Here is a 14,093-nt window from a genome sequence, read left to right on the forward strand (position 1 = left end):
ACGCGAGAGGCCCGCCGGCTGCTGCCGGCGGGCCTCCCGTCCACTGGTCGGGGTGACAGGATTTGAACCTGCGGCCTCGTCGTCCCGAACGACGCGCGCTACCAAGCTGCGCCACACCCCGATGCCACTCCCGGAAGGCGGACCTCCCGAACAGCAACTGTCCAAGGATAGCGGAGGATCAGCGGCGAGGAAAACCGGCGCGCGCTCCGCCCGGACGCGTCAGACCAGCGAGTCCTTCCAGGCCGCGTGCAGCGTCGCGAAGCGTCCCGTGCCCCCGATGAGTTCGGCGGGCGTGCCGTCCTCCACGACCCGGCCGTCGTGGACCACGAGCACGCGGTCGGCGATGGCCACGGTGGAGAGCCGGTGCGCGATGATCAGGGCGGTCCGGTTGCCGAGCAGCTTCTGCAGGCCCTCCTGCACCAGGCGCTCGCTCGGGATGTCGAGCGAGGACGTCGCCTCGTCGAGGATGAGGACCGCCGGATCGGCGAGGAACGCGCGCGCGAAGCTGATGAGCTGCCGCTGCCCCGCCGAGACACGGCCGCCGCGCTTGTTGACGTCCGTGTCGAAGCCCTCGGGCAGCTCCAGGATGAACTCCTCGGCGCCCACGGCCCGGGCTGCCGCGACGATCTCCTCGCGGCCGGCCTCGGGCTTGCTGAGGGCGATGTTGTCCGCCACGGAGCCGCTGAAGAGGAAGGCCTCCTGCGTGACCATGACGACGGCCCGCCGGAGGTCGGTGGGCGCGAGATCGCGGAGGTCGACGTCGTCGAGCGTGAGGCTGCCCTCGGAGACGTCGTAGAACCGCGCGATGAGCTTGGCCAGCGTGGACTTGCCGGCCCCCGTCTGGCCCACGAGGGCCACGGTCTGCCCGGCGTGGATGGTCAGGTCCAGGCGCGGCAGCACCACGGGTCCGTTCCCGTAGCGGAACTCGACGTCCCGGAACTCGACGGCGCCACGGGGGTCCGGGAGGGAGACCGGGTGCTTCGGGGGACGCACCGTGGGCACCTCCTCGAGCAGGCCGGAGACCTTCTCCAGTGCCGCCGCGGCGGACTGGAAGGAGTTGTAGAACATGGCCATCTGGTCCACGGGCTGGAAGAACCGCTTGCTGTAGAGCAGCAGGGCCAGCAGGGCACCGACCTCGAGCGTGCCGCCGAGGACCCGGAAGCCCCCGAGGACGAGGACGACGGCGACGGTCACGTTGCCGATCAGCACGAGCCCGGGCTGGAAGACGCCGTTGAGGTTGATGGAGCGGACCGTGACCAGGCGGTAGTCCTCCGCCAGCTCGTCGTAGCGGTCGGCGTTGACCGTCTCGCGGCGGAACGCCTTGACCGCGCGGATCCCGGTCATCGTCTCGATGAAGTGGACGATCAGCTTCGCCGACACCACGCGGGACTCCCGGTAGGCGATCTGCGAGTGCTTCTGGTACCAGCGGGCGAGGAAGAACATGGGGACCGCCGCGGCCAGGATCAGCAGGCCCGTCCGCCAGTCGAGGGCGAAGATCGTGACGGCGGTGAACAGCATGAAGATCGCCCCGGACGCCAGGGAGCTGACGCCGGTGTCGAGCAGCTCCCGGAGTGCCTCGAGATCCGAGGTCTGCCGGGAGATGATGCGCCCGGAGGTGTACTTCTCGTGGAACTCGAGGCTGAGCCGCTGCGTGTGCCGGAAGACCCGCACGCGCAGGTCCAGCAGCATGGCCTGGCTGAGCTGCGCCGTCGCCCGCACGTAGCCCGCCGTCAGGACCGAGGCGAGGACGGCGGCCAGGAGGTAGGTGCCGCCGGCGAGCCACAGCATGCGGGGATCGCCCGCCATGAGGGCGGGCAGGGCGCGGTCGATGCCGAACGCGATGATCGCCGGTCCGGCCACCCGCGCGGCCTGGGAGACGACGACCAGCAGGACGGTCCAGAGGAACTGCCGGCGGTTGGGTCGGATCAGCGAGCCGAGGAGGCGGAAGGACCGTGCCCGCACGGACCTGCTCTGCGCGCGGTCGAGGAGGACGTCGTCCTCGTTGAGGACACCGGCGGAGGTGGTCCCCTGCCCGTCCCCGTCCTTCGGCGCCCCGCCGGGCACTGCCGTGGTGCGGCTCATGCCAGTGCCTCCTCGTCGTCGGGCACGGGTTGGACGGTGCGTCCGAGCTGCGCGATCTCCTCGTCGTCGAGGCTGGCGATGACGTAGCGGTAGTGGTCGTTGCGGGCGAGCAGTTCGGAATGCGTGCCGACGTCGGCGATCCGCCCGTCCTGCATCAGGGCCACCCGGTCCGCGAGCGCGACCGTGGACGGACGGTGGGCGACGATGAGCGTCGTGGTGGCGCGGAGCATGGCGCGGAGCCCCACCTCGACGCGCTCCTCGGTGGCGACGTCGAGCGCGGACAGCGGATCGTCGAGGACCAGGACGGTCGGCTGCGCGGCGATCGCCCGGGCGAGAGCGATCCGCTGGCGCTGCCCGCCGGACAGGCTGAGGCCCTCCTCGCCGATGAGCGTGTCGAGACCCTCGGGCAGCTCGTACGCGAACCGGGCCTGCGCGACCTCGAGCGCCTCGGCGAGGATCCGCTCGGCCTCCGCGCCCGTGGCGTCGGAGCCCATGAGGACGTTGTCGCGGACGGAGTTCGAGAACAGCGTGGTGTCCTCGAACGCGACCGCCACGAGGGTCCGCAGCTCGCCGAGGGTGAACTCCCTGAGGTCCACGCCGTCGATCGTGATGCGGCCCGCCGTGACGTCGTGCAGGCGGGGGACGAGCTGCAGGAGCGTGCTCTTGCCGCACCCCGTCACCCCGACCAGGGCCATGGTCTCGCCGGCGCGCAGGATGAGGTCGACGCCGTCGATCACGTCACCGGTGTCCTCCTGCGCGTCGGGGTAGCGGAAGTGGACGGCGTCGAACACGACGTCGCCCCGGGGCGCCTCGAGGTGGACGGGCGCGGCCGGGTCGGTGATGGTGTTCTCCGACTCCATGACCTCGTAGTGCCTGTCGATGGCCGTCTTCGCCGTGAAGGTCATGGCGAGCAGCGGGCCGATGAACTCCACGGGTCCGGCCACCGCGGCGGCGGTCGCGAAGAAGGCCACGAGGGCGCCGATGCTGACGTCGCCGTTCGCGGCCAGCATCACCCCGACGACGAGGGACGCACCGAGGGCGAGTTCGGGCAGCAGCGTGACGACCATGGAGAAGTTCGCGAGGGACTTCGCCTTGTAGATCTCGGTCCGGCGGAGCTCCTCGGCCTGCTCCTCGAAGTCCTCGAGCGCCTCCTGGCTACGGCCGAACGCCTTCAGGACCCGGATGCCGTGGACGGACTCCTCGACCGTGGTCGCGAGGTCGCCGGCCTGGTCCTGGCTCTTGCGGGACACACGGCTGTAGGAGGTCCGGAAGCGGTAGCCGTAGACCATCAGCGGCACGGCGGCCGCGAGGAAGATCAGGGCCAGGACCCAGCTCATGAAGAACATGATGACGACGCCGATCACCACGGTCAGCGACGTGACCACCAGCATGATGAGCCCGAAGGCCATCCACCGCCGCATCAGGTTGAGATCGCTCATCGCGCGGGAGAGGAGCTGCCCGCTGCCCCACCGGTCGTGGAATTCGACGGTCAGGTGCTGCAGGTGCCGGTAGAAGGACGTGCGCATGTTCGTCTCCACCGTCGTCGCCGGGGTGATGACGAACTGGCGTCGCAGGGCCACGAACGTGGCCTCGAGGACGCCGAGGAGCAGGACGACGCCCGACGCGATCCAGACCGTGCGCGCGGACCCGCCCTCCGCCAGGGCGTCGTTGATGAGGACGCGGAGCACCTGGGGGATCGCAAGGGCCATGACGCTCGCGCCGAGCGCGCAGAGCAGGCCCAGGACCAGCCGGGGAACGATGGGCTTGACGTGCGGATACAGGCGGCCGAGCGATTCCCGCAGTGTGTTCTGGTTCTTCATGCCAACTCTTCGGTGATCGATGGTTGTTGGTGTCCCTCAGCAACGATCCTAGGCCACGGGGGCTGTAATGCCGGTCACAGCCTCCGGGGCCCGAAGCAGCAGGCGGGTGCCGGCTAGGTCCCGCTTCCGGGGGTGAGCGTCAGGAGCACGGCTTCGGGCCGGCAGGCGAACCGGATCGGCGCGAAGCGTGAGGTCCCGATGCCGGCCGAGACGTTGAGCGGGACGGAGCGCCCGTCCGATTCCCACTGTGTCAGTCCCCGCGCGCGCCAGGTCGGCAGGTCGCAGTTGCTGACGAGGGCACCGTAGCCCGGGACGCAGACCTGGCCGCCGTGCGTGTGCCCGGCCAGGATGAGGTCCGCGCCGCCGGCCGTGAAGTAGTCGAGGACGCGCTGGTAGGGAGCGTGGGCGACGGCCACCCGGATGTGCGGCGCCTCGGCCGAGGTGCTGCTCCCGGAGGGATAGGGCGCGTACCGGTCGCGATCGAGGTGGGGATCGTCGACGCCCGTGAAATCGATGCGCATGCCCCTGAAGCCGATCGACTGGGACCGGTTCGTGAGATCCACCCAGCCCGCCGCCCCGAACGCGCTGAACATGTCCGCCCAGGGCAGATCCTTCGGCGCGGACTCCTTGGGTGCGATCGACGGACCCGCGAAGTAGCGCAGTGGATTCTTGAGGGCCGGTGCGTAGTAGTCGTTGGAGCCCGGGACGAAGACCCCGGGAACCTGCAGCAGCGGCTCGAGCGCGTCGAGGAGGGGCTTCACGGCCTTCCGGTGGCTGAGGTTGTCACCGGTGTTGACCACGAGGTCCGGCTTCAGGCTCGCCAAGCCGTGCAGCCAATCGGCCTTGGACTTCTGCCCCGGCACCATGTGGATGTCCGAGAGGTGCAGGACCCGCAGGGGAGTCGCACCCGGCGGGAGGATGGGAAGGGTCTCCTCCCTCACCTCGTACAGCGTGCGCTCGACGGTCGAAGCGTAGGCCAGGGTTGCGGCCGCGGCGGTCAGGGTGAGGCCCGCCGCCCAGCCGAGCGGTGCCCCGCTCCGGGATGTCTGAGTCGATGTCACGCTAGTCGTTTCCTCCACTGCCGTTGTTCCCGGTCGTTCCTCCAGTGGTACCACCGGTGGAGCCGCGCGTGCCAGTTCCCCGGTTGTTCACGTCCGGCGTGGTGCCGCGCTGGGTGCCGTCGATCATGCGCCTCGGCGGATCGACGAAGGGTGTCCCTTCGTACAGGCCGGGGATCTGCTGCATGAAGCGGGCCCAGGAGGGACCTGCGATGAGCGAACCGTCGATCTCCGGGTAGACCTGGCCGCCGATCTGCAATCCGCTCAGCGAGCTGTCGGGACCCTCGCCCTGCCAGTTGCCGATCCAGCTCGCCGTCACCATGCCCGAGTTGTAGCCCATGAACCAGGTCTGTGACCGTGCGTCGTTGGTGCCCGTCTTGCCGGCCATCGGGATGTCGCCGTACTCGAGCAGCTGGCCGGAGCCGTCCGTCATGACTTCCTGCGTCGCATAGTTCACGCCACGGGCGACGTCCTGGGAGATCTTCCGGTCGCAGGAGACCGCCGGGACGGGGTAGCTGGTGCCGTCCACCGCGGTCACCTCGGTCAGTGCGCGGGGGTCGCAGACGACGCCTTCGTTGGCGAAGCCGGAGAAGGCCTTGGCCATCGACATGGGTGCTGCCTCGCCACCGCCACCGATCAGGGCGGAGGGCTGGAAGCCGAAGCGCTCCTCCTCGCCCTCGGAGCTCTTGGCCTGGTGGACACCGAGGTCGTAGGCGATGTCGCGGATGCGGCACAGGTCGAGCTGCTTGGCGCTGGACATGGTGATGGTGTTCAGGGACTGCGCGAGGCCGTCGAGGACCGTGGTGGTGCGGTAGTTCGTGTCACCGTAGTTCTGCGGCGTGTAGCCGTCCTCCTCCTGGATCTCGAACTGGCCACCCCGGGCGCAGCTCGCCTCCCACCTGTCGCCCTGGGGGTAGGTCCGCTTGCTGCCGTCGAGGTACTGGTTCAGAGCCTTGCCGTCCTCGACCCACGCGGCCACCGTGAACGGCTTGTACGTCGAGCCCGGCTGGAAGCCGCCGCCGCCGCCGAGGCTCTTGGTGGGGTCCCCGCCGTCGAACTGGTCGACGTTGAAGTTCAGGACCGTGTTGCCGGAGCCGGCTTCCGGGTTGTACCGGGTGTTCTGGGCCATCGACAGGATGTTGCCGGTCTTCGGATCGAGGCTCACCATCGTGTGCCCCACCTTGCCGTCCGTGGTGTCCGGGTTGGCGGTCTCGGTCACGGCGGTCTGCGCGGCGGCCTGCACACGGGCGTCGAGCGTGGTCTTGATCGTCAGCCCGGACCGGAAGAGGACCTTCTGGCGGTCCTCCTGGGTCTCGCCGTAGGCAGGGTCGTTCAGGATGAGGTGCGAGACGTAGTCGCAGAAGTACGGCGCCTGGTCCGCGCCGACGCATCCGCTCAGGGTCGGGGTGATGTCCAGCCCGAGGTCCGTCGCGACGGCGGCGTCGTGCTCTTCCTGGGTGATCTTGCCGCGGGTGAGCATCGCGTCGATGACGAGGTTGCGCCGCTCGAGCGCTCGCTCGGGATTCTCCGTGGGGCTGTAGTAGGTCGGACCGTTCACCACGCCGGCGAGCAGGGCGCTCTGCTGGATGTTGAGGTCCTTCGCGTCCACGTTGAAGAAGTACTTGGACGCGGCCTGGACTCCGTAGCTCGTCCCGCTGAACTGCACGATGTTGAGGTAGCCCTCGAGGATCTCGTCCTTGGAGAGTTCCTTCTCCACGGCGATCGCGAGCTTCATCTCGCGGAGCTTGTCGCCCACCGACTTCCCGCCGCCGTTGAGGGTGACCGTCCCGCCGTTCTGCCGGGCCGAGTCGTTCAGGACATTGGTGACGAACTGCTGCGTGAGGGTGGACGCGCCACGGCTCGTCCCGCTCGAGACGTTGCTGGCAATGGCGCCGAAGATGCCTTCGAGGTCCACGCCGCCGTGGTCGTAGTAGCGGTAGTCCTCGATCGCGATGAGGGCGTCCTTCATCACCGGGGATACCTGGTCGAGGGTGACCGGCTGCCGGTTCTCCTCGTACAGGGTGGCGATGAGGGAGTCGTCGGCCGCCAGGATCTTCGTCGGCTGGGCGAGCGCCTCGAGCTCCAGCTCCGCCGGCAGTTCCTCGAAGAACTGGATCGAGGCGGACGCCCCGGTGCCGGCAGCCGCGGCCACCGGTACGAGGAGACCCGCGGCGAGCACACCGGCAAGCCCGCTGATTCCGAGGAATGCAGTGATCCTGCCGAGAGTGGTAGCCGTGTCGAAGAGGGGTGATTTGCGCGCAGCCATTATTCCAGTTTACAAGCACGCGCTAGGCTTTCTTCATGACGAAATGGGAGTACTCCACGATTCCGCTCATCATCCACGCGACGAAGCAGATCCTCGATCAGTGGGGTGACGATGGATGGGAGCTCGTCCAGGTGGTTCCCGGGCCCGACGGCAACGGCCTCGTGGCCTACCTCAAGAGGGAGAAGAGCTAGCTGTGTCCGCAGCGAATCCGGTGATCTCGGGGGTCGAAGCACGTCTCGCCGACCTCGGGGTCGCCCTGCCCGCCGTCGTCCCGCCGGTCGCCTCCTACGTCCCTGCCGTCGTGAGCGGCAGCCACGTCTACACCTCGGGGCAGCTCCCTTTCATTGACGGCAAACTCCCAGCTTCGGGCAAGGTCGGAGCGGGTGTGGACGCCGCGACCGCGACCAGCCTCGCCGCGGTCTGCGCCGTGAACGCGCTTGCTGCGATCAAGAGCGTGATCGGCGACCTCGACCGCATCACGCGGATCGTGAAGGTCGTGGGCTTTGTCGCCTCGGACCCTTCGTTCACCGGCCAGCCGGGCGTGATCAACGGGGCGTCGGACCTCCTCGGCACGGCGCTCGGCGACGCGGGCGTGCACGCCCGTTCCGCCGTCGGCGTGGCGGTCCTTCCCCTCGACTCTCCCGTCGAGGTCGAGATCATCGCGGAGTTCGTCTAGGCCGTGGACCGTCTCAGCACCAGGCTCTTCCCTGTACATCCGGACCAGCGTTCGGCAGCACAGAGCTGGATCGAACACGGGGAACGCACACCCCTCAAGGCGCGCCCGGCGTCGTCGGTGGTCCTGTTGCGCGACAGCGCGATCGGCACCGAGACGTACCTGACCTACCGGCGAGGGCAGTCCCCGCTGGGTGTCATCGGCTTTCCGGGCGGCAGTGTCGAGGAGTCCGACGACGAGGAGATCCCCTGGTACGGCCCTACGCCGTCGATGTGGGCGAAGATGCTCGGCGTCGAGGACCACCGGGTGGCGCGGCGCCACGTGCTGTGTGCCATCCGGGAACTCTTCGAGGAGACCGGTGTGCTGCTGGCCGGGCCCGACGCGTCGTCGCTGGTCGAGGGCACGCAGGCCAGGGAGTGGATGAAGGCGCGGGAGGCCATCAACGAGGGGGAGTGCCGGTTCGCGGACATCCTCGGCCGCCGCGGGCTCGGCGTCCGGACGGACCTCATCAAGCCGCTCTCGCACTGGGTCACCCCGGATTTCGCCCACCGCCGGTTCGACACCCACTACTTCGCGGCTGCACAGCCCGTGAACCAGGAACCGAGCATCCTCGAGAGCAAGGGCGTCTGGGGCGAGTGGCGCTGGGCCGCCCAGGAGGTGGCCGACCGCGCCACCACCCGGCTCGGTGACGAGGTGAGCCAGCCGAACACCGTGGGCTGCACGCTCAGCGAGCTCGCGGTGCCGGCCGTGGAGATCATCCTCGAGAAGATCGGCTCCTCGCGCGGCTGCATCGCGTACCTTTCCCACAAGCGCCCCGTGAAGCTCTACCATCCGGAACTCTCCGAGCGCGACGGCGATCTCATGCTGCAGGTCGAATGCCCCAAGCTCACCGAGGGCGGGTCGGTCCAGCGCGGGCGCTGACGGCGTCGTTCAGGGTTTCTCCCCGCCTCCTCCGTGGCCCTTCCCTCGGGCTCTTCCTTCCCCGACCCCTTCCCCCTCAGGTCCGTCGTGCACCTGTGGTGGGTGACGGCGTGGCCGATACCCACCACAGCTGCGCACTCAGACGAGGAAGAAGACCGCCCCGGCGCCCGGGGTCAGCGGCTGCGCTGGCGCAGGCGCTGGATGTCGAGGATGACGACGGCGCGCGCCTCCAGGCGGAGCCAGCCGCGCTGGACGAACTCGGCCAGGGCCTTGTTGACCGTCTCGCGGGAAGCGCCCACGAGCTGCGCCAGTTCCTCCTGCGTGAGTTCGTGGGCCACGAGGATGCCGTCCGTGGCGGGCCGGCCGAATCGGTCCGCGAGGTCCAGCAGGGCCTTCGCCACGCGACCCGGGACATCCGAGAACACGAGGTCGGCCAGCGATTCGTTGGTGCGGCGCAGGCGGCGGGCCAGGGCCTGGAGTAGCTGGGCCGAGACCTCGGGGCGGGTCTCGAGCAGCGCGCGCAGGTTCTCGTTCTTCAGGCCGGCCAGGCGTGTCTCGGACACGGCGGTCGCGGTCGCGGTGCGGGGGCTCGGATCGAAGAGCGCCATCTCGCCGAACAGCTCGCCGGGGCCGAGGATCGCGAGGAGGTTCTCGCGGCCGTCCTGTGCCGTGCGCCCGAGCTTGATCTTGCCGGAGACGATGAAGTACAGCTGATCGCCCTGATCGCCCTCGCGGAAGACCGACGACCCGCGGGGCAGATCGACCTCGATCAGCTCGTCCGTGAGTGCGGCGAAGACGTCGTCTCCCAGTGATGCGAAGAGGGGTGCCCGGCGCAGTACCTCGATGTCCATTAGTTCTCCTGATGCGTCTGTCGTGCGTCGTTCCGCGGCGGTCCCCGCTGTCGTCTCCTGTCCATCTTGCCGTACCCGGGCGGTTGTGACGACTGATACACGTCTCCCGAGCCCGGATTGCAGGCCGGGAGCACGGCCGCTCCCTGCTTTCTCCTACACTTCGCCGCTAGAATCGCTCGCAGTGCCGGGACCTGTGCAGCCGTCCCGCGCCCAGAGCCAGGGGAGAATGTACGTGCCGGAAGTCAGCCTCGGGGAGTTCACCCTCCTCGACATCATCCTGGTGGTGGTCCTCCTCGGCTATCTGGTCGCCGGGCTCCGCAACGGGTTCCTCGTCACCCTCGGCGGTATCGCCGGCTTCGTCGCCGGAGCCGTTGCCGCCTTCTTCGCCGTACCCCTGGTCAGCGGCTGGGTGCCGGACAATCCGTGGCGCCTGATCGCGGTCATCGGCACGGTCATCGTCCTCATCATCGTCGGGCAGGGCGTCGGCTCCGCCCTCGGGGCGTCCATCCGGCGCTGGTCCGACTTCCCGCCCCTGCGCCTCATCGACCGCATTCTCGGCGGGGTGGTGAACGTCGTCGTCGCCGCCCTGGTCCTGTCGATGCTCGCCTTCAGCGTCGGGACCCTGGGGGTCCCGTTCCTGTCCCAGCACATCGCGTCCTCGCAGGTCATCCGGACCATCGACACGACCACGCCGGGGCCCGTGCGCACCTGGATGGCCGAGCTGCGCTCCATCGCGGTCGACGACGGCATCCCCACCATCCTCGAAAGTGTGGGACCCGCCACCCCCGCCGAGGTGCCCGACGCCGCGGTGGACACACCCGGGCTCGCCGCCGCCGGGGCCTCGGTGGTCCGCATCACCGGCACGGCCTTCCAGTGCGGGCAGAATCAGACCGGCTCGGGCTTCGTCGTCGCACCCGGGCGCGTCATCACGAACGCGCACGTCGTGGCCGGCGTCGAACGGCCCGTCGTGGAAGTGCCGGGAGGTGGCGCCCTGCCGGGCCGGGTGGTGCAGCTCGACACCGTGCGCGACGTCGCCGTGATCGCCGTCGACGGGCTGCAGGCCCCTCCGCTGTCCCTCGGCGAGGAGCTCGCGAACGGTGCGACGGCGGCATTCGCCGGCTACCCCGCGGGCGGCCCCTACCGGATCCAGCCTGCGAGCGTGCAGGGACTCTCACCCGTGCTCGTCAACAACATCTACGGCGCGGACCCCCGGCCCCTGCAGATCTACAGCCTCGCGGCCAACGTGCAGCAGGGGAACTCGGGCGGTCCGCTGCTGGACCCCCAGGGTCGGGTGGCGGGCGTCGTCTTCGCGAAGTCCACGGCGGACGCGCCCGTGGGCTACGCCCTCTCCCTCGCGGAACTGCGCCCCATCGCCGAGAGCGCCGGGGGTCTGGACGACACCGTCTCCGCAGGACAGTGCACACGCGGATAGGCGCCTGACCCGGACGGCGTCAGAGCCAGGCGATGGACTGCCCGTGCGGACCCGTACGGGCCACCGACCGGCCGTTGTGCTGCAGCACGAACAGGCCGTCCCGCTCGCCGGGCGCCGGCTGCATGGCGCCGGGCACGCCGGTCAGGGTGCGGTGGCCCTCGTGGGACAGCCAGTGCACCGGGCGGTCCCGGTCCGCCGCCAGCCTGAGCATGGTGCCCGCGAAGCGGTCCCGGCCGGCCTGGTCGAGATAGGCGAGCACCGCACTGTGGAACACGACGACGACGGCGTCCTGCGGCGCGCGCTCGACGAGCGGCTCGATGTGGTCGTTCAGGTCACCGCGGACGAGCAGCGGCGGATCGGCGCGGACCACGCCGAGGGCGGCGCGGAGCCGCTCGGCGCGGAAGCCGTGCTCCGGCCAGACGAGCGACTCGAGCCATCGGACGTCGTCCTCGTCCCGGGCGTCGAGGGGATTCAGGTCGATCCCGGCCCGCCAGACGACCTCCGGCAGCCGCGAGGGCAGCGGCACGTCCCCGGACACGGCGCATTCGAGGGGAGGGACCGGCGAGCCGCTGCCCGGTTCGAGCACCGGCCCCGGGGTGTAGGAGTACGCGTACCGGTCGGGGTAGAGGCAGGCGCCGGCCGATGCTCCGACCTCGATGAGGGCGAGCGGCCGGCCCTCCTCCGCGCTGATGGCGGCGAGGAGCGGAAGCAGGACCGCACACCGCCCCGCTTCATTGGTCTGGGTGGTCCGGCTCTCCATGACCGCACGGATGGACGACCACTCGGCGAGGACGAAGGAGCGGAAGGCGGAGTAGTCCCCGAGGGGCACCCCGACGAAGCGCGTCGCACCGAGGAACAGGACCGGCTGGCGGCGGTGGGGTGGCAGGGTGTCGAGGCGGGCGAGGATGTCGCCGTCGTCGCTGATCCCCGTGCACCACTCGTCATAGAGCGGCGAGTAGCCCCGCGCCTCCACCTCGGCGAAGCGGCGGTAGCGCTCAGCGGTGGTCGCTTCGATCTCCGTCATCGGCCCTCCTGATCCCCGGGGGCGGTTCGCCAGGGGGACCGGCTCGCCGCACGATACCAAATCGTAACCACCGGGACCCCCGAAATGCTGTTTGTGCCCCGCCGGGAAGTTAGGCTCGTCACACCTATCAGCGCGTTCGTCGTCGCGATCCCCAGGGATGCCGGCACATGCGCCAGGAATCACTCGTCACCAGGGAGCAATACATGTCTAACCGAGGCACATCCGTGCGCGGCGCAGGTTTCGCGAGGAAACGCGCTGCGCTCACCGCCGGTATCTCCATCACCGCACTCCTGCTCACAGGCTGCGTCCAGAGCCAGCGCGAGGAGACCACCGGCGCCGAGGGGGACTCCGCCGTCGATTCCACCTTCGTCTTCGCCGCGTCCTCCGACCCGAAGTCGCTCGATCCCGCGTTCGCGAGCGACGGCGAGTCCTTCCGCGTCAGCCGGCAGATCTTCGAGGGCCTCGTCGGCGTCGAACCCGGCACCGCCGACCCCGCGCCGCTGCTCGCGGAGTCCTGGGAGACCGCCGAGGACGGCCTGTCCACGGTCTTCCAGCTGAAGGAGGGCGTCACCTTCCACGACGGCACTCCGTTCAACGCCGAGGCCGTCTGCTTCAACTTCGACCGCTGGTACAACTGGACCGGCATCCAGCAGGCGGAGTCGACGTCGTACTACTACGGGTCGCTGTTCCGCGGCTTCGCCGACAGCCCCGAGAACGCCGTCTACGAGTCCTGCGAGGCCAATGGGGACAATGAAGTCACCATCAACCTGGCCAAGCCGTTCGCCGGATTCGTCCCCGCGCTGTCGCTGCCGGCCTTCGCGATGCAGAGTCCGACGGCGCTCGAGGAGTATTCGGCCGACGAGATCGGCGGCACGGCCGAAGCCCCGTCGCTGAGCGAATACGCCCTCGGCCACCCCGTCGGTACGGGCCCCTTCAAGTTCGATTCGTGGGACGTCGGCCAGCAGCTCGAGCTCTCGATCTACGACGAGTACTGGGGCGACAAGGGCCAGATCACCAAGACGATCTTCCGCATCATCGACGATCCGCAGGCTCGCCGCCAGGCACTCGAGGCCGGGGACATCGACGGCTACGACCTCGTCGCTCCCGCCGACACGCAGTCCCTCGAGGACGCCGGCTACAACATCACCGCGCGCGACCCCTTCACCATCCTCTACCTGGGCATGAACCAGGCCATCCCCGAGCTCAAGGACCCGAAGGTCCGCGAGGCCATCGCCCACGCGATCGACAAGGAAGCCCTCGTGGCGCAGACCCTGCCCGAAGGCACCAAGGTCGCCACGCAGTTCATCCCCGACGTCGTCGACGGGTACAACGAGGACGTCACCACCTACGACTTCGACCCCGAGCGCGCCAAGGAACTGCTCGCCGAGGCGGGCTACCCCGACGGCTTCGAGGTGACGTTCAACTACCCGACGAACGTCTCCCGTCCGTACATGCCGACACCGGAGCAGGTCTTCACCAACCTGCAGGCCCAGCTCGCGGACGTCGGCATCACGGTGGAGCCCGCTCCCGCCGCCTGGTCCCCCGATTACCTGAACCAGGTCCAGGCGACACCCGACCACGGCCTGCACCTGCTGGGCTGGACCGGCGACTACAACGACACCGACAACTTCATCGGCGTCTTCTTCGGCCAGGAGAAGCAGGAGTTCGGCTTCGACAACCCCGAGCTGTTCGCGGCCCTCGACGAGGCCCGTGGGATGAGCGATCGTGACGAGCAGACCGAGAAGTACAAGGAGATCAACGAGCAGATCGCCGAGTTCAATCCGGCCATCCCGCTCGCCCACCCCGCTCCGTCGCTGGCCTTCGCGCCGCGCGTCACCTCCTACCCGGCGAGCCCCGTCAACGACGAGGTCTTCACGGACATCGAGCTGAGCGAGTAGCAGTACCACGCAGCGCGGGCCGGCCACTGATCCCGGTGGTCGGCCCGCGCTGTCCTACCCCCGCCCGG

11 protein-coding genes and 1 tRNA gene are annotated in these 14,093 nt (G+C 69.4%); 5 read left to right on the plus strand and 7 right to left on the minus strand.

Annotation, left to right across the window (positions count from 1 at the left end):
- Positions 1–44 precede the first annotated feature (44 nt).
- From CXQ92_RS12520 to CXQ92_RS12540, 5 genes are all read right to left on the minus strand, one after another.
- A tRNA-Pro gene (locus CXQ92_RS12520) sits at positions 45–121 on the minus strand.
- A gap of 98 nt (positions 122–219) precedes the next feature.
- A complete protein-coding gene (locus tag CXQ92_RS12525; RefSeq protein WP_104168022.1) occupies positions 220–2,082 on the minus strand; it encodes an ABC transporter ATP-binding protein in 1,863 nt (620 codons plus the stop codon).
- On the minus strand, positions 2,079–3,902 hold the full coding sequence (locus CXQ92_RS12530; protein WP_104168023.1) for an ABC transporter ATP-binding protein: 1,824 nt from the start codon (positions 3,900–3,902) through the stop codon (positions 2,079–2,081). The genes CXQ92_RS12525 and CXQ92_RS12530 overlap by 4 nt, the downstream gene beginning before the upstream one ends.
- Before the next feature lie 113 nt (positions 3,903–4,015).
- Positions 4,016–4,903: a metallophosphoesterase gene (locus tag CXQ92_RS12535; protein WP_258069932.1), complete on the minus strand. Its 888-nt coding sequence runs from the start codon at positions 4,901–4,903 to the stop codon at positions 4,016–4,018.
- Positions 4,904–4,964: 61 nt separating this feature from the next.
- Positions 4,965–7,226 (minus strand): transglycosylase domain-containing protein, encoded by a 2,262-nt coding sequence (locus CXQ92_RS12540; protein ID WP_104168025.1) that lies wholly within the window; start codon positions 7,224–7,226, stop codon positions 4,965–4,967.
- A 35-nt stretch (positions 7,227–7,261) separates the two neighbouring features.
- Between CXQ92_RS12540 and CXQ92_RS17870 the strand changes: the two genes are divergently transcribed.
- From CXQ92_RS17870 to CXQ92_RS12550, 3 genes are read left to right on the plus strand one after another with little or no spacing between them, the layout of a single operon-like run.
- Positions 7,262–7,417, plus strand: coding sequence for a DUF4177 domain-containing protein (locus tag CXQ92_RS17870; protein ID WP_137370103.1), 156 nt, complete (start codon positions 7,262–7,264; stop codon positions 7,415–7,417).
- A 2-nt stretch (positions 7,418–7,419) separates the two neighbouring features.
- Complete coding sequence (locus tag CXQ92_RS12545; RefSeq protein ID WP_258069893.1) at positions 7,420–7,902, plus strand: RidA family protein; 483 nt, start codon at positions 7,420–7,422, stop codon at positions 7,900–7,902.
- A 3-nt stretch (positions 7,903–7,905) separates the two neighbouring features.
- Positions 7,906–8,820: an NUDIX hydrolase gene (locus tag CXQ92_RS12550; RefSeq protein ID WP_104168027.1), complete on the plus strand. Its 915-nt coding sequence runs from the start codon at positions 7,906–7,908 to the stop codon at positions 8,818–8,820.
- Between the two features lie 173 nt (positions 8,821–8,993).
- Here CXQ92_RS12550 and CXQ92_RS12555 read toward each other — a convergent pair whose 3' ends face one another.
- Positions 8,994–9,671, minus strand: coding sequence for a Crp/Fnr family transcriptional regulator (locus tag CXQ92_RS12555; protein WP_043441798.1), 678 nt, complete (start codon positions 9,669–9,671; stop codon positions 8,994–8,996).
- A gap of 232 nt (positions 9,672–9,903) precedes the next feature.
- Here CXQ92_RS12555 and CXQ92_RS12560 point away from each other — a divergent pair, with 232 nt between their 5' ends.
- Complete coding sequence (locus CXQ92_RS12560) at positions 9,904–11,103, plus strand: MarP family serine protease (RefSeq protein WP_258069894.1); 1,200 nt, start codon at positions 9,904–9,906, stop codon at positions 11,101–11,103.
- A gap of 19 nt (positions 11,104–11,122) precedes the next feature.
- Here the strand turns inward: CXQ92_RS12560 and CXQ92_RS12565 are convergent, their stop codons facing one another.
- The gene (locus CXQ92_RS12565) at positions 11,123–12,127 is read right to left on the minus strand and encodes a DUF2332 domain-containing protein (protein ID WP_104168029.1); all 1,005 of its coding nucleotides are present in this window, start codon (positions 12,125–12,127) and stop codon (positions 11,123–11,125) included.
- Positions 12,128–12,330: 203 nt separating this feature from the next.
- Between CXQ92_RS12565 and CXQ92_RS12570 the strand changes: the two genes are divergently transcribed.
- On the plus strand, positions 12,331–14,025 hold the full coding sequence (locus CXQ92_RS12570) for an ABC transporter substrate-binding protein (RefSeq protein WP_104168244.1): 1,695 nt from the start codon (positions 12,331–12,333) through the stop codon (positions 14,023–14,025).
- The last annotated feature ends 68 nt before the right edge of the window (positions 14,026–14,093 follow it).

It is taken from the genome of Arthrobacter sp. SX1312 (genome assembly GCF_002929295.1).
Taxonomy (GTDB): Bacteria; Actinomycetota; Actinomycetes; order Actinomycetales; family Micrococcaceae; genus Arthrobacter_D.